This is a genomic window from Aliiruegeria lutimaris (assembly GCF_900099935.1).
Classification (GTDB): Bacteria; Pseudomonadota; Alphaproteobacteria; order Rhodobacterales; family Rhodobacteraceae; genus Tropicimonas; species Tropicimonas lutimaris.
Genome location: NZ_FNEK01000001.1, coordinates 49,947 through 69,857, shown reverse-complemented (window position 1 = coordinate 69,857; position 19,911 = coordinate 49,947). Strand labels below are relative to the sequence as shown.

The window sequence follows — 19,911 nt, the reverse complement described above, 5'->3', positions numbered from 1 at the left end:
TCAAGTCGCGACGTAACGGTCGCGCCGGTGGTTGAACGCTATCACGAAATTGAGCACCACGGCGCCCAGGAGCGAATAGAGCACGACCTGTGCCGGGAAGAGGAAGGCGGCGACGCCGAATAGGGCCGCGTCGAAAAGGAGCTGCACATAGCCCGCCCGGAAGCCGAAGCGATCCTGGATCAGCAACGCCGTCACGCCGAGCCCGCCCAGGCTGCCCTTGTGGCGGAAGAGGATCAGCAGCCCCGCGCCCACCAGCGTGCCGAAGATCACCATGCCGAGCGCGGGGGATATCTCGGCCAGCATCATGTGGCCGGGCAACCATTCGGAGAGTACCGAGAGCGCGGTGACGCAAGCCAGCGAGCGCAGGGTGAAATCCGCTCCCATGCGGGTATAGGCAATCCAGTAGAAGGGCAGGTTGATGACGAAGAAGACCGCGCCGAAGGGCCAGCCCGTGAGGTAGGAAATGATCACGGCCATGCCGGCGGTCTGTCCGGTGAGGAAGCCCAGATGGGTCAGGAACTGCAATCCGAGCGCGCAGAAGAAGACCCCTATGGAGAGGCCTTGCAGGTCCTCCAGCTTGGTGTGGCGGAGGGTGTCGTCGCGGGGGGCGGATTGGGCGTTGCTCATGCAGGGCAGATGGCAAATCCGTCCGGCGAGGTCCAGAACGGAAATCGACTCGCGGGCGGTCCGGCGCGAGGAGGGCAATCTGCGCCCCCCGATAATATTGGCACCAGGAAAAAACAGGCCGGTGTGACGCACTGTCTTTGTCACCGGTGCGCTGTATCTGGAGGATGCTGGGGATGTGCCGGCAACTGGACGGGAGAGAGTGCAAATGTGCCGTTGGGCTGCTTATGCGGGGCCGCCGATCTTTCTGGAAGAGGTGGTCAGCCGTCCGGGCCATTCGCTGGTGACGCAAAGTCTTGAGGCCGCCAAATGCCCGACCCAGACCAATGGCGACGGTTTCGGGCTGGCCTGGTATGACGCGCGCCCCGAACCCGGGCTCTACCGCGATATCTATCCCGCCTGGTCGGATCCCAACCTGCGCGCGATCTGCGAGCAGGTCCGTTCGGGGCTGTTCCTGGCCCATGTGCGCGCCTCGACCGGCACGGCGACCAGCCGGAACAATTGCCATCCTTTCACCGTGGGGCGCTGGTCCTTCATGCATAACGGCCAGGTTGGCGGGTTCGAGGGGTTTCGCAAGCGCGCCGACATGATGGTGCCCGACGCGCTCTATGGTCATCGCAAGGGCGCGACCGACAGCGAGATCCTGTTCCTGGTCGCGCTTGCCGAAGGGCTGGACGAGGATCCGGTCGCTCCGATGGAGCGCGCCGTGGGGAGTCTGGAAGCGCTGTCGCGAGAATTTGGCGTGGGGCCGCATATGCGTTTTTCGGCAGCCTATAGCGATGGGCAGTCTCTTTTCGCGGTGCGCTACTCGTCGGACGAGACCGCGCCAACCCTGTTTTATCGCTACTCGGAAACACGCGGTGGCTTTGCCGTCGTTTCCGAACCTCTGGAGGTTGATGAGGAGGGATGGAACGAAGTTCCGGCGGGACGCGTTGTCCGGTTCGGTCGCGACGGGGCCTGCGAGGCTATCGCGTTCCGGCCGGTCTCATAACTCTACGGAGACATTTCGATACCAGTGACTCGCCAAGCAGGCTTCAGGTTGCTTTTCGGCGCTCGCCCCGGATTGGTCGCCGACAAACGACGAGCGCCAAAACACATTCATCATCTTTCCCGAAATATCCCCGCCGGAGGCACGATCTGCAGGATCGTTCAATCGCGCCAGCCGGCTCTGGCTTTCGAACAGCGCGGTCCCGGCCGAGTCCTCCAGCGCGCGGATCTGCCGCGAAAACGCGCCAGTGGGTGCACAAAGCTCGTCGGCCGCAGCATCGGTTTTGAAGGCGAGGAGCGCTGCCAGGTGCGGACCTCTCGGTCGGGGAGGAACGACGGGCATTAAGACGCCTTGGAATTTCTACCCCCGGAAATTGGAAAAACTGGTTTGCGGCCTCAATCCGGCGCGCGCATTCTCGGGTCAACTCACAGGAGATCGCCCATGCTCGCCCACCGCCCCTGGGTCCCCGCCCATTGCGAAGCCCGCACCGCCGAGATTGCCGGGCGCACAGCCGCCGCAACGCCCGCCGAGACGGAGGCGCGCCTGATACGGCTGGTCGATGAAAACCGCCAGATCCACGAACGCGATTGCTTCAACCTTAACCCCGCTACCAATGTCATGAACCCGCGCGCGGAGGCGATGCTGGCCAGCGGGATCGGAACGCGCCCCTCGCTAGGCTGGCCAGGCGACAAGTACGAGATGGGGCTGGAAGCGATCGAAGAGATCGAGGTTATTGCCGCCGAGCTCTGCGCGCAGGTTTTCGAGGCAAAATATGCCGAGATCCGGGTGCCGTCCGGCGCCATTGCCAATCTCTACGGCTTCATGGCAACCTGCAAACCGGGCGATACGATCATCGCGCCGCCGGGCAGCATTGGCGGCCACGTCACACACCACGCGGCGGGCTGCGCGGGGCTCTATGGCTTGAACACTGTCGAGGCGCCGGTGCGGGCCGATGGCTACACGGTCGATGTCGAGTCACTCGCTGCCTTGGCGCGCGATCTGCGCCCGGTACTGATCACGCTCGGCGGCAGCCTCAACCTTTTCGAACATCCCGTGGCCGAAACCCGCGCGATCGCGGACGAAGTGGGGGCGAAACTGATGTTCGACGCTGCGCATCAATGCGGCATCATAGCCGGCAAACAATGGCAAAACCCGCTGGCCCAAGGCGCGCATTTCATGACTATGAGCACCTATAAAAGCCTTGGCGGTCCACCGTCAGGCCTGATCGTGACCAACGAGGCCGATCTGGCCGAGCGCTTCGACGCCATCGCGTTTCCCGGCATGACGGCGAATTTCGACGCGTCCAAATCCGCGGCACTGGCCGTGAGCATGCTCGATTGGGTGGATTTCGGCGAAGCCTATGCCTGGGAGATGATCGAAACCTCCCGCGCGCTTGCCGCAGCCCTCGCCGCCGAAGGGCTCCCGGTCTTCGCTGCCGAGCAGGGCTTCACCCGCTCGCATCAATTCGCGCTGGAGGCCGCCGCTTTTGGCGGCGGACAGGCCGCGTCGAAAACCCTTCGCAAATCGGGTTTCCTCGCCTGTGGGATCGGCCTGCCAATTCCCCCGGTCGATGGTGACATGAACGGCCTGCGCATTGGAACGCCCGAGCTTGTCCGCTGGGGAATGGGGGCGGCGGATATGGAAGAGCTCGCAGTCCTGATTGCCGAGGCGCTATGCTCCAACCGTCCTGAAGACCTCGCCCCGCGCGTGGCCGCGCGGCGGTCCGGTTTCGATCGCCTGAACTTCATCCGCCAGTAGGCACCGGAACTCCGCCACTCCGAAGACAACCTCCCCCATCATCTTTCTCCAAATATCCTGGGGGGAGCGCTCGAAGGAGCGCGGGGGGCAACGCCCCCCTTCTTGACCGAGATATGGAGCGACCGTCCGGGCCTTGCTCAATAGAAAAGGCCGCAGCGAACAGCTGCGGCCCATGTCTTTTTCTCTGCCCAAACCCTCAGAGCGCCAGCGCCTTGTTGAGGTTCTCGTCGATCTTCTCGAGAAAGCCCGTCGTCGTGTGCCAGCCCTGGTCTGGGCCAACCAGCAGCGCAAGGTCCTTGGTCATGTGACCGGCCTCGATGGTTTCCACGACCACTCGCTCCAGCGTCGAGGCGAAGGAGGCCAGCGCCACGTTCCCGTCGAGCTTGGCGCGGTGATGCAAACCGCCCGTCCAGGCAAAGATCGAGGCGGTGGAGTTGGTCGAGGTCTGTTGGCCGTTCTGATGCTGGCGATAGTGACGGGTGACCGTTCCATGCGCGGCCTCGGCCTCCACGATCTTGCCATCCGGCGTCATCAACTGCGAGGCCATCAGCCCGAGCGAGCCGAAGCCCTGCGCCACGGTGTCGGACTGCACGTCGCCATCGTAGTTCTTGCAAGCCCAGACGAAACCGCCATTCCACTTAATGGCACAGGCGACCATGTCGTCGATCAGGCGATGCTCGTACCAGATCTTGGCCTTCTTGAACCTGTCGGCGAACTCGGCATCGAAGATCTCCTGGAAGAGCTCCAGGAACCGGCCGTCATATTGCTTGAGGATCGTGTTCTTGGTCGACAGATAAACCGGCCAGCCCATCTTCAGACCATAGTTGAACGAGGCGCGGGCAAAATCCCGGATCGACGCGTCAAGGTTGTACATGCCCATGAAAACGCCGGAGGAGGGGGCCTGATAGACCTCTTCCTCGATCACGGTGCCATCGTCGCCGACAAATTTCATCGTCAGCTTGCCAGCGCCGGGGAATTTGAAATCGGTCGCCTTGTACTGGTCGCCAAACGCATGGCGGCCGATCACGATCGGGCGCGTCCAGCCCGGCACGAGGCGCGGCACGTTGCGGCAGATGATCGGCTGGCGGAAGACGACCCCGCCGAGGATGTTGCGGATCGTACCGTTGGGCGAACGCCACATCTTCTTCAGCCCGAATTCCTCGACGCGGGCCTCGTCCGGGGTGATCGTGGCGCATTTTACCGCGACGCCCACTTCCTTGGTCTTCTCGGCCGCGTCGATGGTGATCTGGTCTTCGGTGCGGTCCCGCTCCTCGATGCCGAGGTCGTAATAGAGAAGGTCGATATCGAGATAGGGAAGGATGAGTTTCTGCTTGATGAAATCCCAGATGATCCGGGTCATTTCATCGCCGTCCATCTCCACGATGGGATTGTCCACCTTGATATTGGTCATGGCTGCGCCTTTCGCGACGGGAGGTGAGTCTCTGCAGCCTGATAACGCAGAATGACCCGTACAGGAAGCCAGTATGCGAATGTATACCGAAAATTTCCTACCCTTTTGCCGAGGCTTGCGCATGTTTTTGGCGGTCTGAGAACTGTTAGCGCCCGCGGTTCGGCTGCCGACACACGAAACGACTCACGGACATGCACTGACGAACACGAGGTCGCCGGAGATGGACGCCTGTGGCGTCGCCGGATTTCGCAACAAGCCACTGTCGAACACGATGCCATGCCCGGCATGGAACCGTTTGTCCCGGGTGATTTTTCTATCGAGATATGACAGGCTTGGCGGTAGGGTCGACCAAAATACTGGACCGTTTCGGGGGGATAAGACGTGAAGACCACCATTCGCCTTGTGGGCCTCTTGGCCGTGCTGCTTTTCGCCTGGTACCTGCTTGCGGACCGGCAGACCCCCTTTACTTCCAATGCCCGCGTCAAGGCCGTGATCACCCCGATCGTACCGCAGGTTTCCGGTATCGTGACCGAGATCTCGGCGGCCAACGGAGAATTCGTGACACCCGGAACGGTGCTCGCCCGGATCGACCAGCGCCCCTACGAAATTGCGCGCGACCGGGCGCAGGCAGAACTGCAAAACGCCCTGCAACAGATCGGGGCGGGCTCGGCCCAGGTCGAAGGCGCGCAGGCAAAGGTGAGCCGCGCCGCGGCCGATCTGGAGAATATCCGCCTGCAAACCGCGCGCGTTTTCGAGATGGAGAAGAAGGGTCTGGTCGCGGCGGCGCGCGGCGACGATGCGCGCGCCCGGCTGGCCGAGGCCGAGAGCACCCTGACCGGCGCCGAGGCGGACCTGGACCGCGCCCGCGAGCAGCTCGGACCGGCGGGGGAGGACAACCCGGGCGTACGGCAGGCGCTGGCGGCGTTGGCCGATGCCGAGCTCAAGCTGGAATGGACGGCGCTGCATGCGCCTGCCGCCGGAGTGGTGTCCAACCTCGATATCGCGCCGGGGGCCTATGCGGCGGCAGGCAAGCCGCTGATGACCTTCGTCGATTCCGAGAATGTCTGGATCGAGGCCTATATGACCGAGAACAATCTCGGCCTGATGTCGCCGGGCGACCGGGCCGAGATCGTGCTCGATATCCATCCCGGCAGGGTTTTCGAAGGGCGGGTGGAGAGTTTCAGCGGCGCGGCCTCTGTCGGATCGAAAGGCTCCGACGGCCTGTCTTCGCCCCCTCGCAATTCCGGCTGGATGCGGGATCCGCAGCGCTTCCCGGTGCGCATCGTCATGCCGGGGTACGAGAAAGCCGAAATCGGCGACGATATCTCCCTTCAGCTCAACGGGCAGGCCGATGTCATTGTATACACGGGCCGGAACGCACTGCTGAACTTGGCCGGCAAGTGGTATATCCGGCTCGCTTCATGGCTCTCCTATGCCTACTGATCCCGGAACGGAGGGCGCGGCGAGACGGCTGGCAACACGGCAGGGGTTTCGGATGGCCCTGGGCGTGTGGATGCCTTTCGTGCTCGGGATGGCGTTTACTTGGCCCTTCGCCTTTGTCGGTGCGGTCTTCGCGGCGCTCTTTCTCCAGGCACCGTCTCCGCCGAGCCCGAAGGCGGGAGGGATATTGATCGCCACCGCCTTTGCCCTACTGCTGATGGGCTTCGGGGTGTTTTCCGTCCTGCTGCCCTATCCGGCGAGTTTCTTTCTGGTGCAGGTGCTTCTGATCGGCTGGGGATTCTCGCTCTCGGTCTCTGGAAAATCGCCGCTGCTCGTGATCCTCGTGCTGATGGAGGCGCTGATGATGCCCTATCTGGCGCGGCTCTCCCTTGATATCGCCTGGACGCTGGCGCTCTGGCTTCCGATCAACATGGGGATCGCGCTGCTGTCCTGCTGGACCGTGTTTGCCCTGTTTCCGTCAGCCGTACAGAACGTGGATACGGCTGCAACCACCGCCGAGACCCCGCCGCCCTTCGATCCGGAGCGGCGGTTGCTGCGGATGATGTTGGTGACCCTGCCATTCGTCGCCTTGTTCATCCTGTTCGACAGCGGCGCGATCCTCTCGCTGATCTTTGTCGCCATCCTCGCCCAGCAGCTTGCCGCCTCGACCGGGGCCGGCCCCGCAGTCGCCAAGGGGATGCTGCTGGCCAATATCGCCGGTGGGCTTGTGGCCATTTTTTACTACGAGCTTGTGGTGATGGACACGCAATTCGGCTTCATGGCGCTGGTCAGCGGGCTGCTTTGCCTTGGCCTCGCGCGCTGGTTTACCTCGGGCCATGCCACGGCCCCGCTCGCGGGCAGCGCGTTGTCAACGGCGCTGGTCCTGTTCGGCGGCGCCATGGCGCCTTTCGGCGGAGATGTGGAAGGCAAGATGCTTTCCCGCCTGATACAGGTCGGAACGGCGCTTGTCTGGGTGCTGGCGGCCTTTGTCGCTGTCGACTATTTCCTGCCCGAACGCGAAAAGCGGCCGGGCGGCCCTAGCGGGAGGCCGAAAAGAAAGGTGCGACCCGGGCGCGTACGAATTGCCAGATCCGAGGCGCCCCGCGGTTGACCTTGACCCCGACGCGGGTGTCGATCTGATCCATGGTCACGTTGTAGTCGATCCAGCTTCCGCCGCCGACGGCGAGGTTCTGCAGCAACGGCTGAACCCGGTCGAGCGACTTGGCAAACACGGCATCGGCGCTTTCGGCGGCCTCGAATTCGGTCCAGATCGCGCGGAATTCCGCGGCCTGGTCGGCGGGCAGCAGGCCAAAGAGCCGCTCGGCTGCCGCCGCTTCCTTGGCGGCATGCGCCTCGGCGTCATGCGCCATGTGGATCGGCATGTCCCCCGCGTCGATCTCGACGATGTCATGCAGGAGCAACATCTTGATAACGCGGGAGATGTCGACCTCCGGCCCGGCATGGTCGGCGAGCACCAGCGCATACATGGCGATATGCCAGGAATGCTCGGCGGAGTTCTCGGGGCGAGAATTGTCCCCGATGGGCGTGGCGCGTTCGATGGCCTTGAGGCGGTCGATTTCGTCGAGAAAGGCGAATTGGGAGGAGAGGCGATCTGTCATGCCTTGCCTCTACGCTTCCCGCCCGGGGCTGGCAAGCCACCCGGAGCGGGCAGGACGGTCCCACGGCGGCAGGACCTGCTATTGACCCTCGCGATCAGAGCGCTTCTCCGGCCTTCAGGCGCAGGGCGGCGTCGATCCGGGGCGCCTGGGTGCACCACTGATCGGCGCGTGCTTCCCAGACTGCATCGCGCGTCTCGGCGTGGATGATGACCCTGTCATCGGCGATTTCGACGATTTGGGGCGACAGCAGGTTGATGAATAGCAGGAGGGCTTCGGTGGTCAGACACATGGCGGGCTCCTTTGGTTTCCCGGATCTGTCCTCCCTCACGTCAACCTGCAAAAGCGGTTCTCGAATCGCGAGCCTTCCGAACGTGCTGCATGACCCATGGCGATGAAACTACGCGCTAATGCACAAAATTCAGGCGGATCGCTCGAAAACTCCTCTCACGTGCGTGCGGTGAAGGCCTGCGCGACCGGGATATCCACCGTGTGAATGCCGATCTGGGTGAGGCCGGCCCGAGCAAGTTCGGTCCAGGCATCGGCGCCAAGCTCGGTCTGCTCGATGTAGTCGTCGCGGTTGTCGGACGGCACTCGCACGCCGCCCGCGCGGGACGACCGGCCGTTATGGCTCAGCTCTGGTTCTTCGGCGCCATGCGGGCTTCGAGGAAACGGCGTGCCCGGCGTTCGGAGAGGCGGATACGGATGGAGGTGAGATAGGTCTCCTCCATCGTGGTCGAGGTCGCCCCGAGTTGCTTTGCGACCTGGGTGATGATGTCCTCGTTGCCGAGTTTTTCGCTGGCATCGATCGCATCCCTGGCCAGCGCGTCGGCGAGATCTTCAAGAACGCCCATGCTGCCGGCTCAGCGCGTATTTTCGGTCAGCCGGCGGCGGACATAGGTTTCGACATGGTCCAGCATCGGCTGCATATACGGCTCTTCGAAGAAATGGCCGGCGCCTTCCATCTCCTCGTGGGTGATGGTGATGCCCTTTTGCTCGTGCAGCTTGGCGACCAGCGTCTGCGTGTCCTTGGGCGGTGCAACTCGGTCGGCGGTGCCGTTGATGACCAGCCCGGAGGAGGGGCAGGGCGCGAGGAACGAGAAGTCATACATGTTCGCCGGCGGCGAGACGGAGATGAAACCGGTGATCTCGGGGCGACGCATCAGAAGCTGCATGCCGATCCAGGCGCCGAAGGAGAAGCCGGCGACCCAGCAATGCTTGGCGTTCTGATTCATCGACTGCAGGTAGTCGAGCGCGGAGGCGGCATCCGAAAGCTCGCCTATGCCCTGATCGTACTCGCCCTGGCTGCGGCCCACGCCGCGGAAGTTGAACCGCAAGACGGTGAAGCCCATCTTGTGGAACGTGTAATGCAGGTTGTAGACGACCTTGTTGTTCATCGTGCCGCCGAATTGAGGATGCGGATGCAGGATGATCGCGATGGGGGCGTCCTTTTCCTTTTGCGGGTGATAGCGGCCCTCAAGCCGCCCTTCGGGTCCGGGAAAGATCACCTCGGGCATGTTTGCCTTTTTCCTTGTCGCGGGCCTGGGCCGGGGCTGTTGACCCTTTCGGTCAGGCAATCTAGATCGTCAACGAATGCCGTCATGATGATTCATGCAGCGAGAGGCAGTTAAGCCTCCCTGCCGGTGACGTCAAGTTTTGCGGGAGGTTGGGCCATGAAACTCAGTACCAAAGGGCGCTACGCGATGGTGGCGTTGACCGATCTCGCGCTGGCCGCGGATGACGAACTGGTCACGCTCGGGGAGATATCAGAGCGACAGGATATTTCGCTGCCCTATCTCGAACAGCTTTTTGTCAAGCTGCGCCGCGCGGGGCTGGTGGAATCGGTACGCGGGCCGGGGGGCGGGTATCGCCTTGGTCGCGCGGCAGAGCTGATCCGGGTGTCCGAAGTGCTGGCCGCCGTGGACGAGACCGTGAGCGCGTTGCACACGGGCGCCGGCGCCAAGGGCGGCGTGTCCGGGAGCCGGGCACAATCGCTCAACAACCGGCTCTGGGAAGGGCTTTCGGCCCATGTCTATGTCTACCTGCATCAGGCGCGGCTTTCGGATGTCGTGGGAAATGACCTAGCGCCCTGTCCGGCAGTTCCGTCACTGTTTCAGGTTGAGGACGATGATAGCTGAGAGATTTTACGCCGCCTGACGGCGTCGCGGTAGGGGCGGGGGGGGGGCGCGCCCCTGGCCCCGCCTGGCGAAAGACTTTCGCCGGGCAAACGGATCGGAAGGGACGGATGAAACGGAGCTATCTCGACTGGAATGCCACCGCGCCGCTGCGGCCCGAGGCGAAAGCGGCGATGGTCGACGCGATGGAGCTCGTGGGCAACCCGTCTTCCGTTCATGCGGAGGGGCGCGCCGCGAAGGGGCTGATCGAGCGCGCACGCAGCCAGGTTGCAGAGGCGCTCGGGGCGCAGGCGGCCGATATCGTCTTTACCTCCGGGGCAACCGAGGCGGCGGCACTTGCGTTGGCCGGGCGTGGCCTTGCCGGCAGCGGTGTCGAGCATGATGCGGTCGGGGCCTGGGTCGAGGACAGCTTGTCTGTGGACACTGACGGTCGCGTTCAGGTCACGGCGCCGGAGTGCTCCACGCTGCAGCTTGCGAATTCCGAGACCGGTGTGATTCAGGATCTGCCGCAGGGGCTTGCCGTCAGCGACATGACGCAGGCCTTTGGCAAGATTCCCGTCGCCTTCGACTGGTCGGGCTGCGACATGGCTCTGATTTCTGCCCACAAGCTGGGCGGGCCGAAGGGTATCGGGGCATTGGTCTTGCGCCGCGGGCTTGACGTATCGTCGCGTATCCTTGGAGGTGGCCAGGAGATGGGGCGGCGCTCGGGGACGGAAAACCTTATTGGAATCGCGGGGTTCGCAGCCGCGGCGGTCGCGGCGCAGCGCGATCTGGAGGCCGGCGCCTGGGAAAAAACCGAGAAACTTAGAAACATTCTAGAAAAAGCTCTGGCATCTTCGATAAAAGAGATTATTTTTGTCGGGAAATCGGCGCGGAGACTCCCAAACACCTCCTGCATCGTGGTTCCCGGCTGGCGTGGCGAGACCCAGGTTATGCAGATGGACCTTGCGGGCTTTGCCATTTCGGCGGGCTCGGCCTGTTCTTCGGGCAAGGTCAGGGCGAGCCGGGTGCTGCGCGCGATGGGATATGACGAGACGGCTGCGAGTTGCGCGATCCGCGTTTCGATCGGGCCGGATACGACGGAAGACGAGGTGCTGCGCTTCGCGGAAAGCTGGAGCAAGCAGTACCGGAAAATGAAGGCTAGGGCGGGATGAGCCGCCGGGGCGGCGCCTGCTGCCCATGACAGGAATGGATCTGCGATGACCGTAGTCGAAGAGCAACTGGAAGTTCGGGAAGGTGTGGACCGGGAGACGGTCGAAACCGTCCGGAACATGGGCGCCTACAAGCACGGCTGGGAAACCGAGATCGAGGAAGAGCGCGCGCCCAAGGGACTGAACGAGGATATCGTGCGCCTGATCTCGGAGCGCAACGAGGAACCCGAGTGGATGCTCGAATGGCGCCTCGAGGCCTTCCGCCGCTGGCAGCAGATGGAAATGCCCGAATGGGCGATGCTCAAGATCCCGCATATCGACTATCAGGACCAGTACTACTATGCCCGTCCGGCTTCGATGAAGGAGAAGCCGAAATCGCTCGACGAGGTCGATCCGAAGCTGCTGGAGACCTATGCCAAGCTCGGCATCCCGCTCAAGGAGCAGGCGATCCTGGCCGGTGTCGAGGGCGTTCGAGAGACCCCGCAAGAGGGCCGCAAGGTCGCCGTGGACGCGGTGTTCGATTCCGTCTCCGTCGGCACGACCTTCAAGAAGGAGCTGGCCCAGGCCGGCGTCATCTTCTGCTCGATCTCCGAGGCGATCCGTGAGCATCCCGAGCTGGTGAAAAAATACCTCGCCTCCGTGGTGCCGACTACCGACAACTACTTTGCGACGCTGAACTCGGCGGTCTTCTCGGACGGCTCCTTTGTCTACGTGCCCGAGGGCGTTCGCTGCCCGATGGAACTCAGCACCTATTTCCGCATCAACGCCGAAAACACCGGCCAGTTCGAGCGCACGCTGATCATCGCCGAGAAGGGCTCCTATGTGAGCTATCTCGAAGGCTGCACCGCGCCGCAACGCGACGTGGCCCAGCTTCATGCCGCCGTGGTCGAGATCGTGATCATGGACGATGCGGAGGTGAAATACTCCACCGTCCAGAACTGGTTCCCGGGCGACGAGGAAGGCAAGGGTGGCATCTACAACTTTGTCACCAAGCGTGCCGATTGCCGGGGCGATCGGTCCAAGGTGATGTGGACGCAGGTTGAGACCGGCTCGGCGATCACCTGGAAATACCCCTCCTGCATCCTGCGTGGCGAGGAGAGCCAGGGCGAGTTCTATTCCATCGCCATTACCAACAACCACCAGCAGGCCGATACCGGCACCAAGATGATTCACCTTGGCAAGAACACCAAGAGCCGGATCGTGTCCAAGGGGATCTCGGCGGGCAAGTCGCAGAACGTCTATCGCGGGCTGGTCTCGATGCATCCCAAGGCCAAGGAATCGCGCAACTACACGCAATGTGACAGCCTTCTGATCGGAAGTGAGTGTGGCGCGCACACGGTTCCCTATATCGAGGTGAAGAACAACTCGAGCCGGGCCGAACACGAGGCGACCACGTCCAAGGTCGATGACGACCAGCTCTTCTATTGCCGGAGCCGCGGCATGGACGAGGAAGAGGCGGTGGCGCTGGTGGTGAACGGCTTCTGTCGCGACGTGCTCCAGGCGCTTCCGATGGAATTCGCGCTGGAGGCACAGCAACTGGTGGCGATCTCGCTTGAGGGCTCTGTGGGCTGAGGCGGCCGCCTCGACACGGGAGAATTTGCCGATGTTCCGCACCTTTCTATTGCCGGCCATCCTGACGGGGGTGTTCTGCGCCGTGTTCGCGGTGGGGGTAGACTATGTCCTGCCACCGCTGATCGGGCTGAACGTGGCGATCATCGCCGCAATCTCCGGGTTTTGCGGCTCGCTTTTCGCCCGTGGCGTGCTGCGGGAACATGAGGGACGGAAATGAGTACGCCCGTGATCCATCTCGACGAGGCCAAGGGTTTCCCGATCGGACCGAAGGAGCCGTCGGAGCGTTTCGGCGCATCTGTCGTTCCTCTCGGCGCGCCTCTTGGGCTCACGGGGCTGGGCGCGATGCTGATCGAGGTGGCGCCGGGCAAGCGGGCCTTCCCTTTCCATAACCACCTGGGCAATGACGAGCTCTTTGTCATCCTGGAGGGCGAGGGGGTCTATCGCTTCGGCGAGGCGGAATTCGCCGTTCGCGCCGGATCTCTCTGCGCGGCACCGAAGGGCGGTCCGCAGACGGCGCATCAGCTGGTAAATACCGGTGAGACCGTGCTGCGGTACCTGGGGATCTCGACAACGCAGGACCCGGATGTCTGCGAATATCCCGATAGCGGGAAATTTGCGGCCTTTGCCGTGGCGCCGGGGGCGGATTTTCAGAACGCGCATCTGCGCTTCGTCGGCCGGCTCGAGGATGGCCGGAACTATTGGGAAGGGGAGACCTGATGATCGTGACCACCACGCCTGCGATCCAGGGGCGCCAGATCACCGAGTATTGCGGCATCGTCGTGGGCGAGGCGATCCTAGGGGCAAATGTGTTCCGGGATGTCTTTGCCGGGATCACGGACATTATCGGCGGCCGGTCGGGCGCTTATGAGAAGAGCCTCGGCGAGGCGCGGGCCACGGCGCTTGGGGAGTTGGAGGAACGTGCGGCGGCGCTTGGGGCCGATGCTGTTGTAGGGGTCGATCTCGATTACGAGGTGATCAACAACATGTTGATGGTGTCGGCCTCCGGCACGGCGGTCAGGCTCGCTTAAGTGCTTATTTCGTCTAAATATTGCCGCGATCTGCAGGCATCCCGACACCGAGGCGAACAACCCCGGAGCGAGAGGCATGTCGGCAGATCAAGCATTCCTGGAACGTTTGCAGCGGATCGAAAGCGGGAAGACCTGGGCGCCGGATGGCGTGTTGATGCCGGATCGCGCGGCAAGGACGCGGAGGCGGTCGGTCAATTCCGGGCAGAAGCGGGTGGTCTTCGTGATGTCCGTCGCGCTTCTGCTGGGGCTGTTCTGGGTGTTCGCGCAGATGCAGCCGGAGCTGTTCGCGCAGATCAGCTCGGGCGATTTCTCGGCCGTTTCCGAGCTTTGGGAGAGCACGTTGGACGTGTGAGGTCGTTGCGCCGTAACGATCCTGCGGATCGTGCCTCCGGCGGAGATATTTTTGGAAAGATGAAGATATGGGGCGGTGCCCCGGAGCCGGCGGGCGCGCCTTTTGGGCGGGCCGGGATCGGTTTTGTCGGAATGACGAGGGCTGGCGCCACTGGGCGTGCGGCCTTCTTTGCATGAGGTAAGAAAATGCTGGAAATCAAGAACCTGCACGTTGAACTTGAAGAAGAGGGCAAGCAGATCCTCAAGGGCGTCGACCTGACCGTGGAATCGGGCCAGGTGCATGCGATCATGGGGCCGAACGGTTCGGGCAAGTCGACGCTGAGCTATGTGCTTTCAGGACGTGATGGCTACACGGTGACCGACGGCGAAGCAACGCTGGCTGGCGAGGACCTGCTGGAGATGGAACCCGAGGAGCGCGCGGCGGCGGGCCTCTTCCTGGCGTTCCAATACCCGGTCGAGATCCCCGGTGTTGGCAACATGACCTTCCTGCGCACGGCGGTGAATGCGCAGCGCAAGCTGCGTGGCGAGGAGGAACTTTCCTCCGGCGATTTCCTCAGGCTGATCCGGGCAAAGGCCAAGACGCTGAAGATCGATGCCGACATGCTCAAGCGGCCGGTCAACGTTGGCTTCTCCGGCGGTGAGAAGAAGCGCAACGAGATCCTGCAGATGGCGATGCTGGAGCCGAAGATGTGCATTCTCGACGAGACCGATTCCGGCCTCGACGTAGACGCGATGAAGCTTGTTTCCGAAGGCGTCAACGCGCTGCGCAGTGAGGGGCGTTCCTTCCTTGTGATCACGCACTACCAGCGTCTGCTCGACCACATCAAGCCGGACGTGGTGCATATCATGGCCGATGGCCGGATCATCAAGACCGGCGGGCCGGACCTTGCGCTGGAAGTCGAGACGCAGGGCTACGCGCATCTTCTGAACGAGGAGGCGTGAAATGGCGTTGCCGCAACAGAAACTGGATGCGACGGGCGCGCGGCTGGCTGCGATGAGCCTGCCCGAGGGCGGGGCCTGGATCAGCGAGGCGCGGACGTCCGCCCGGGCCCGGGTGGAGGCCATGGGCCTGCCGCATAGGCGCGACGAATACTGGAAATACACCCGTCCCGAGACGCTGGTGGAGCCGGGGGCGCGGGAAGCCTCGACATTCGAGACCTATGAGCCGACCGTTTTCGGCGAGATCGACCGGTTGAAGATCGTCTTCGTCGATGGTGTCTATGATGCGGAGGCCTCGGACGAGCTGTCGCTGGCCGGGGTCGAGATCGAACCGCTGTCCGAGGCCGGGGCGAAGGACATCCACTGGGCGCGCGATCTTTATGGCGTTCTGGAAACGCGTGGGCAGTCGCCGGTCGAGCGCCCGCTTGCGGCGCTGAACACGGCCTATGCTGCCGACGGGATGGTGATCCGGGTAACCGGCAAGGCCGAGAAGCCGGTCAGCCTGGTATATCTTCAGGAATCGACCTCTTCGGACGCGATCTTCCATCACGTTGTGAAGATCGAAGCTGGCGCGGATCTGACGCTGCTGGAAAACGGTCCGGCAGCAGCGCGGCTCAACAAGGTGATGGAAGTGGAGATCGCCGATGGCGGCGCCTTCCACCATGTACGCACGCAGGGCCGGGCGCATGAGCGGCGCGCGGCGACGCATATCTTTGCCCGCCTCGGCAAGGAGAGCGTGTTCAAGAGCTTCACGCTGACGGTCAACGGTGCGCTGACGCGCAACGAGGCGGTGATCGAGCTGACGGGCGACGACGCCGTGGCCCATGTGGCAGGCGCCGCGCTCGGCGATGGCGCCACCGGCGACTTCCACCATGACGACACCGTGTTCATCACCCATGACGCGGAGAACTGCGAGAGCCGGCAGGTCTACAAGAAGGTTCTTCGCAACGGCGCCGTGGGCGTGTTCCAGGGAAAGATCCTGGTGAAGGACGGCGCGCAGAAAACCGATGGCTACCAGATCAGCCAGTCGCTGTTGCTCGACGATGACAGCCAGTTCCTCGCCAAGCCGGAACTGGAGATCTATGCCGATGACGTGGTCTGTTCGCACGGCTCCACCTCGGGCGCGATCGACGAGGAAGGGCTCTTCTACCTGCGCTCGCGCGGGGTGCCCAAGGACATCGCGACCGACCTGATGGTCATCGCTTTCGTTGCCGAGGCGCTGGAGGAGATCGAGGACGAAGCGATTGCCGCCGATGTGCTGAGCCGGCTCGAAAGCTGGCTGCAGCGTCGCCGGGGATAAGCCTTGTCAGCCACGCAAGAAATCCTGCGTACCTACCGGGCGCCGCGTCGGGTGATGCGGCGCCTGTTGGAGAGATTGGCCTGCGATCACAGGCCGGAGGCGCGGGTGATGATTTACCTGCTTACGGGATGTCTCATCATCTTCATCGGCCAGGTGCCGGGGCTTCTGAACATGCCGATCACGGCGCCCGACGCGCCGCCGCGCGAGGCGCTTCTGGGGATCACCTTTTTCGCCTGGCTCTTCGTCTGGCCGCTGATCTTTTACCTGTTGGCGGCGATCTCGCATCTAGTGGTGCGGCTCTTCGGCGGCAAGGGCAGCAATCTGGGCTCCCGCGCGGCTCTGTTCTGGACCGTGCTGGCCGTATCGCCGCTGATGTTGCTGCGCGGCATGGTCGAGACCGGTTTCGGGCCGGGAACAGAGCTCTTGGCCGTTGATTTCGTTGTAGGGCTTGCGTTCTGTGCCCTATGGTCCATATCGCTCTTCGAGGCTGAAACGGCCCCGGCGAGCTGAAAGCACCGACATGAGCAACACCCTTCCCGGCATTCCCAGACTTGTCTATGAGACGATCCGCGCTCCGCGCCGGACGGCCGAATATATCCTTGCGCTGGATATCCCGCGGCGAAATCTGTGGGAGGCGCTGGTTGCGGCTGTGCTGCTGACGGTTGTTCTGGTGGTCGGGCTGGTGCTGGCGGTGCCGGCCGATCCGACGGACCCTGCCTCTGTCGCAATGCAGGAAATGTACGCCCGCCCGATCCCGGTGGCGATCGGACAGCTGATCAGTTCGGTCGTGACCGTCTATGCGATCACCTTCCTGGGCCAGTGGCTCGGGGGCAGGGGAACACTTGACGGCGCTCTGGCGCTCGTGGCCTGGCACCAGTTCTTTCTGCTGTTCATGGCGCTTGCGGGGATGGCCCTAGGGCTCGTCCTGCCGGCGGTGCTGTCCATGCTGCTCATTGCCATGATCGTTCTTTATTTCTTCGTGCTGACGCAGTTCGTCTGCGCCTTGCACGGGTTCGAGAACGCCATGGTTGTCTTTTTCGGTATCATCATCGCTTTCTTGACGTTGTTGGTGCTGGTCGCGGTGCTGACCGGGTTCATCTCCGCGCTGTTCTTTGGAGTTACGCCCTGATGTACGACGTCCAGACGGTCCGCCGCGATTTTCCGATCCTGTCGCGCGAAGTGAACGGCAAGCCGCTTGTCTATCTCGACAATGGCGCCTCCGCACAGAAGCCGCAGGCGGTGATCGACGCGGTCACGCGCGGTTACGCCGAGGAATATGCCAACGTGCACCGGGGCCTGCATTACCTCTCCAACCTCGCCACCGAGAAATACGAGGGTGTGCGCGGGATCGTGGCGCGGTTTCTCGGCGCGAAGGACCCCGACGAGATCGTCATGACCTCCGGCTCCACCGAGGGGCTGAACCTTGTCGCCTATAGCTGGGCCATGCCGCGGCTGAAAGCGGGCGACGAGATCGTGCTCTCGGTCATGGAGCACCACGCCAATATCGTGCCATGGCATTTCCTGCGGGAGCGGCAGGGTGTGGTGCTGAAATGGGTCGATATCGACGTCAATGGCGACCTGGACCCGCAGGCGGTGATCGACGCGATCGGACCGAAGACCAAGCTGGTGGCGATCACGCATATGTCCAACGTTCTGGGCACGGTCGTGGACGTGAAGACCATCGTGGAGGGCGCACATGAGAAGGGCGTTCCTGTGGTGGTAGACGGTTCGCAGGCCTGCGTGCATTCCCCGGTGGATGTCGAGGAGATCGGCGCCGATTTCTATGCCATCACCGGCCACAAGCTCTATGGCCCCTCCGGCTCCGGCGCGATCCATATCCGCAAGGAGCGGATGGCCGAGATGCGCCCCTTCCTCGGCGGTGGCGACATGATCCGCCATGTCCACAAGGACCAGATCGAGTATAACGATCCGCCGATGAAATTCGAAGCCGGCACCCCGGGGATCGTCCAGCAGATCGGCCTTGGCGTGGCGTTGGAATACATGATGGGGCTGGGCATGGAGAATGTCGCCGCCCATGAGCGTGCCTTGTGCGATTACGCCCGCTCCCGGTTCGACGGGCTGAACTGGCTCAACGTGCAGGGCAATTCCGCGACCAAGGGCGCGATATTCTCCTTCACGCTGCAGGGGGGCGCGCACCCGCACGACATCTCGACCGTGCTCGACAAGAAGGGCGTGGCCGTGCGCGCGGGCCATCATTGCGCCGGCCCTCTGATGGACCATCTGGGCCTGACGGCGACCTGCCGGGCCTCCTTCGGGCTCTACAACACGACCGAAGAGGTCGATACCCTGATCGAGGCGCTGGAGCTTTGCCACGAGCTTTTTGCCTGATCGGGACGTGAGCAGGCCCTGTTCGAGGCATGGGAAAGCGGTCAGAGAACAGCGATCAGCGTGCTCTCCACGAAGAAGATCTGCCGCAGAACCAGAATGGTGCCGATGAATAGCACCGGATACCCCCAATGGGTCGTGTGCCAGTCTATGGCGCGCGCCCTTTCTTCCATGCCAGCCATCGACAGGCGTCGCAGAGCAACGTTGTAGACGACCGACGCTACCGATATGACAAAGACAGCCATCATCAACGAATCGATGAAGGTCACGTAGCCAAGCCGCGGCAACTCCCCTGAAATGGTGAAGTTATAGGCGATGAAGGCGAGCAGGTTGCCTGAGGCAATGTCGATCCGGCGGCGGTATTCCTCAAGGAACAGGTTTGCCCAGCCGATGATGATGATCAGGATCACCGGCACGAAGATCCGCGCCCAGTAGTAGAACAGGTGGCGATGGGCCGAGAAGCCGAGCGAGAAACGCGAGGAGGTGAAGCCGGAGATGCCCTCGGCCTCGTCCACCTCGGTCCAGTAATTGGTGATCACCCATTCTTCCTCGCCCAGCGTGTCGCCCAAGCCGCTGGCCTCGGCCAGCGGCTCGAACTGGATGAAATCCGTGGGGGCGTTGCCGATGATGCGGAAATAGAAATTCTGGTGGTCGAAGGGGAAGCGCCGGAAATCGAAATCGGGGGCCTGCAGCGTCAGGATGACCTCTACATTGTAGAGCGCCGTGCCATCGGGAAACCAGGAGACGGTGGCGGATTTGACGAAGCTGCGACTTTGCTGGTTCTCGATGGTGGCCGCGGGAATATTCACGCCGAGTTCGCGGGCTTTTTCGGCGAAATTTTTCGCCGAAAGGGTCTTGATCGAGCGCCCGACTTCTTCTGCATCGAAGGCGAGCGCTTCGTCTTTCCATTTCATGCGTACCCGGGCGACGACGCCGTAATTCTCGGCCCTCTGGTCGACGCCGGTGATCTGGGTAATCTTGACCCCGACACCAACGCGCAGGGGTTCTTCCGGGGCGGCCTCGTCGAGCATCGCGTCCAGGCCGGTCAGAGGATCATCCTGCGCCTTGACCGGTGCGGGATAGAGGACGCCAATTGCGGCGACCAGAAAAATGCCGCAGGCGGCGCGAAGTAAGGAAAGCACAACAAGATCCATCGTTTGCCAGCTTTCCGTCAGATCAGATGATCCGGGTCCATATTGCAAGCCTGCTCTTCGTCGAGAAGATGGATTGTCACGTCCTGTGCCTATTGCCG

25 protein-coding genes are annotated in these 19,911 nt (G+C 62.8%); 16 read left to right on the top strand and 9 right to left on the bottom strand.

The annotated features are described in order from the left end of the window. Complete coding sequence (locus BLR85_RS00400) at positions 1–627, bottom strand: YitT family protein (protein WP_093147846.1); 627 nt, start codon at positions 625–627, stop codon at positions 1–3. 205 nt (positions 628–832) lie between these two features. Between BLR85_RS00400 and BLR85_RS00395 the strand changes: the two genes are divergently transcribed. After that, positions 833–1,615 carry a class II glutamine amidotransferase gene (locus BLR85_RS00395; protein WP_093147206.1) on the top strand — a complete coding sequence of 261 codons (783 nt, stop codon included), beginning with the start codon at positions 833–835 and terminating at the stop codon, positions 1,613–1,615. On the opposite strand, the gene BLR85_RS00390 is transcribed toward BLR85_RS00395, so the two are convergent. Then, on the bottom strand, positions 1,610–1,954 hold the full coding sequence (locus BLR85_RS00390; protein WP_093147203.1) for a LysR family transcriptional regulator: 345 nt from the start codon (positions 1,952–1,954) through the stop codon (positions 1,610–1,612). The genes BLR85_RS00395 and BLR85_RS00390 overlap by 6 nt on opposite strands. A gap of 99 nt (positions 1,955–2,053) precedes the next feature. Between BLR85_RS00390 and BLR85_RS00385 the strand changes: the two genes are divergently transcribed. Further along, a complete protein-coding gene (locus tag BLR85_RS00385) occupies positions 2,054–3,370 on the top strand; it encodes a serine hydroxymethyltransferase (RefSeq protein WP_093147200.1) in 1,317 nt (438 codons plus the stop codon). A gap of 196 nt (positions 3,371–3,566) precedes the next feature. Here the strand turns inward: BLR85_RS00385 and BLR85_RS00380 are convergent, their stop codons facing one another. Further along, positions 3,567–4,781 (bottom strand): NADP-dependent isocitrate dehydrogenase, encoded by a 1,215-nt coding sequence (locus tag BLR85_RS00380; protein ID WP_093147197.1) that lies wholly within the window; start codon positions 4,779–4,781, stop codon positions 3,567–3,569. 381 nt (positions 4,782–5,162) lie between these two features. Between BLR85_RS00380 and BLR85_RS00375 the strand changes: the two genes are divergently transcribed. Both BLR85_RS00375 and BLR85_RS00370 read left to right on the top strand, forming a co-directional pair. After that, complete coding sequence (locus BLR85_RS00375; protein WP_093147193.1) at positions 5,163–6,224, top strand: HlyD family secretion protein; 1,062 nt, start codon at positions 5,163–5,165, stop codon at positions 6,222–6,224. Between the two features lie 52 nt (positions 6,225–6,276). After that, positions 6,277–7,332, top strand: a complete 1,056-nt coding sequence (locus BLR85_RS00370; RefSeq protein ID WP_170844404.1) for a hypothetical protein — start codon at positions 6,277–6,279, stop codon at positions 7,330–7,332. Here BLR85_RS00370 and BLR85_RS00365 read toward each other — a convergent pair. The 5 genes from BLR85_RS00365 to BLR85_RS00350 form a co-directional block, all read right to left on the bottom strand. Further along, the gene (locus BLR85_RS00365; protein ID WP_093147187.1) at positions 7,259–7,840 is read right to left on the bottom strand and encodes an HD domain-containing protein; all 582 of its coding nucleotides are present in this window, start codon (positions 7,838–7,840) and stop codon (positions 7,259–7,261) included. The two genes, BLR85_RS00370 and BLR85_RS00365, sit on opposite strands and share 74 nt — an antisense overlap. Before the next feature lie 94 nt (positions 7,841–7,934). After that, positions 7,935–8,129 (bottom strand): hypothetical protein, encoded by a 195-nt coding sequence (locus tag BLR85_RS00360; RefSeq protein WP_093147185.1) that lies wholly within the window; start codon positions 8,127–8,129, stop codon positions 7,935–7,937. 155 nt (positions 8,130–8,284) lie between these two features. Continuing rightward, positions 8,285–8,431 (bottom strand): hypothetical protein, encoded by a 147-nt coding sequence (locus BLR85_RS28955; protein WP_170844403.1) that lies wholly within the window; start codon positions 8,429–8,431, stop codon positions 8,285–8,287. 38 nt (positions 8,432–8,469) lie between these two features. Beyond that, positions 8,470–8,691: a hypothetical protein gene (locus BLR85_RS00355; RefSeq protein WP_093147182.1), complete on the bottom strand. Its 222-nt coding sequence runs from the start codon at positions 8,689–8,691 to the stop codon at positions 8,470–8,472. Between the two features lie 9 nt (positions 8,692–8,700). Next, positions 8,701–9,354, bottom strand: coding sequence for an alpha/beta hydrolase (locus tag BLR85_RS00350; RefSeq protein WP_068314446.1), 654 nt, complete (start codon positions 9,352–9,354; stop codon positions 8,701–8,703). Positions 9,355–9,510: 156 nt separating this feature from the next. On the opposite strand from BLR85_RS00350, the gene iscR reads away from it, so the two are divergent. The 12 genes from iscR (at position 9,511) to BLR85_RS00290 (ending at position 18,662) form a co-directional block, all read left to right on the top strand. Continuing rightward, positions 9,511–9,975: a Fe-S cluster assembly transcriptional regulator IscR gene (gene iscR, locus BLR85_RS00345; RefSeq protein WP_093147180.1), complete on the top strand. Its 465-nt coding sequence runs from the start codon at positions 9,511–9,513 to the stop codon at positions 9,973–9,975. A gap of 107 nt (positions 9,976–10,082) precedes the next feature. Then, the gene (locus tag BLR85_RS00340) at positions 10,083–11,126 is read left to right on the top strand and encodes a cysteine desulfurase family protein (RefSeq protein WP_093147176.1); all 1,044 of its coding nucleotides are present in this window, start codon (positions 10,083–10,085) and stop codon (positions 11,124–11,126) included. A 45-nt stretch (positions 11,127–11,171) separates the two neighbouring features. Further along, the gene (gene sufB / locus BLR85_RS00335; protein WP_093147173.1) at positions 11,172–12,695 is read left to right on the top strand and encodes a Fe-S cluster assembly protein SufB; all 1,524 of its coding nucleotides are present in this window, start codon (positions 11,172–11,174) and stop codon (positions 12,693–12,695) included. A 31-nt stretch (positions 12,696–12,726) separates the two neighbouring features. Further along, positions 12,727–12,912, top strand: a complete 186-nt coding sequence (locus BLR85_RS00330; RefSeq protein WP_093147171.1) for a hypothetical protein — start codon at positions 12,727–12,729, stop codon at positions 12,910–12,912. Next, positions 12,909–13,412, top strand: a complete 504-nt coding sequence (locus BLR85_RS00325; protein WP_093147167.1) for a cupin domain-containing protein — start codon at positions 12,909–12,911, stop codon at positions 13,410–13,412. Before BLR85_RS00330 ends, BLR85_RS00325 begins: the two co-directional genes overlap by 4 nt. Next, positions 13,412–13,723, top strand: coding sequence for a heavy metal-binding domain-containing protein (locus BLR85_RS00320; protein ID WP_093147164.1), 312 nt, complete (start codon positions 13,412–13,414; stop codon positions 13,721–13,723). The genes BLR85_RS00325 and BLR85_RS00320 overlap by 1 nt, the downstream gene beginning before the upstream one ends. 76 nt (positions 13,724–13,799) lie before the next feature. Then, a complete protein-coding gene (locus BLR85_RS00315; RefSeq protein ID WP_093147161.1) occupies positions 13,800–14,075 on the top strand; it encodes a hypothetical protein in 276 nt (91 codons plus the stop codon). 185 nt (positions 14,076–14,260) lie between these two features. Beyond that, entirely contained in the window at positions 14,261–15,016 is a 756-nt protein-coding gene (gene sufC / locus BLR85_RS00310; protein WP_093147159.1) for a Fe-S cluster assembly ATPase SufC, read from the top strand. A gap of 1 nt (position 15,017) precedes the next feature. Next, positions 15,018–16,313: a SufB/SufD family protein gene (locus BLR85_RS00305; RefSeq protein ID WP_093147156.1), complete on the top strand. Its 1,296-nt coding sequence runs from the start codon at positions 15,018–15,020 to the stop codon at positions 16,311–16,313. A gap of 3 nt (positions 16,314–16,316) precedes the next feature. After that, on the top strand, positions 16,317–16,823 hold the full coding sequence (locus tag BLR85_RS00300) for a YIP1 family protein (RefSeq protein WP_139188277.1): 507 nt from the start codon (positions 16,317–16,319) through the stop codon (positions 16,821–16,823). 10 nt (positions 16,824–16,833) lie between these two features. Then, complete coding sequence (locus BLR85_RS00295; RefSeq protein ID WP_093147149.1) at positions 16,834–17,442, top strand: YIP1 family protein; 609 nt, start codon at positions 16,834–16,836, stop codon at positions 17,440–17,442. Then, complete coding sequence (locus tag BLR85_RS00290) at positions 17,442–18,662, top strand: cysteine desulfurase (RefSeq protein ID WP_093147146.1); 1,221 nt, start codon at positions 17,442–17,444, stop codon at positions 18,660–18,662. Before BLR85_RS00295 ends, BLR85_RS00290 begins: the two co-directional genes overlap by 1 nt. Before the next feature lie 41 nt (positions 18,663–18,703). Here the strand turns inward: BLR85_RS00290 and BLR85_RS00285 are convergent, their stop codons facing one another. Beyond that, positions 18,704–19,801, bottom strand: a complete 1,098-nt coding sequence (locus BLR85_RS00285) for a ligand-gated ion channel (protein WP_170844402.1) — start codon at positions 19,799–19,801, stop codon at positions 18,704–18,706. Between the last annotated feature and the right edge of the window lie 110 nt (positions 19,802–19,911).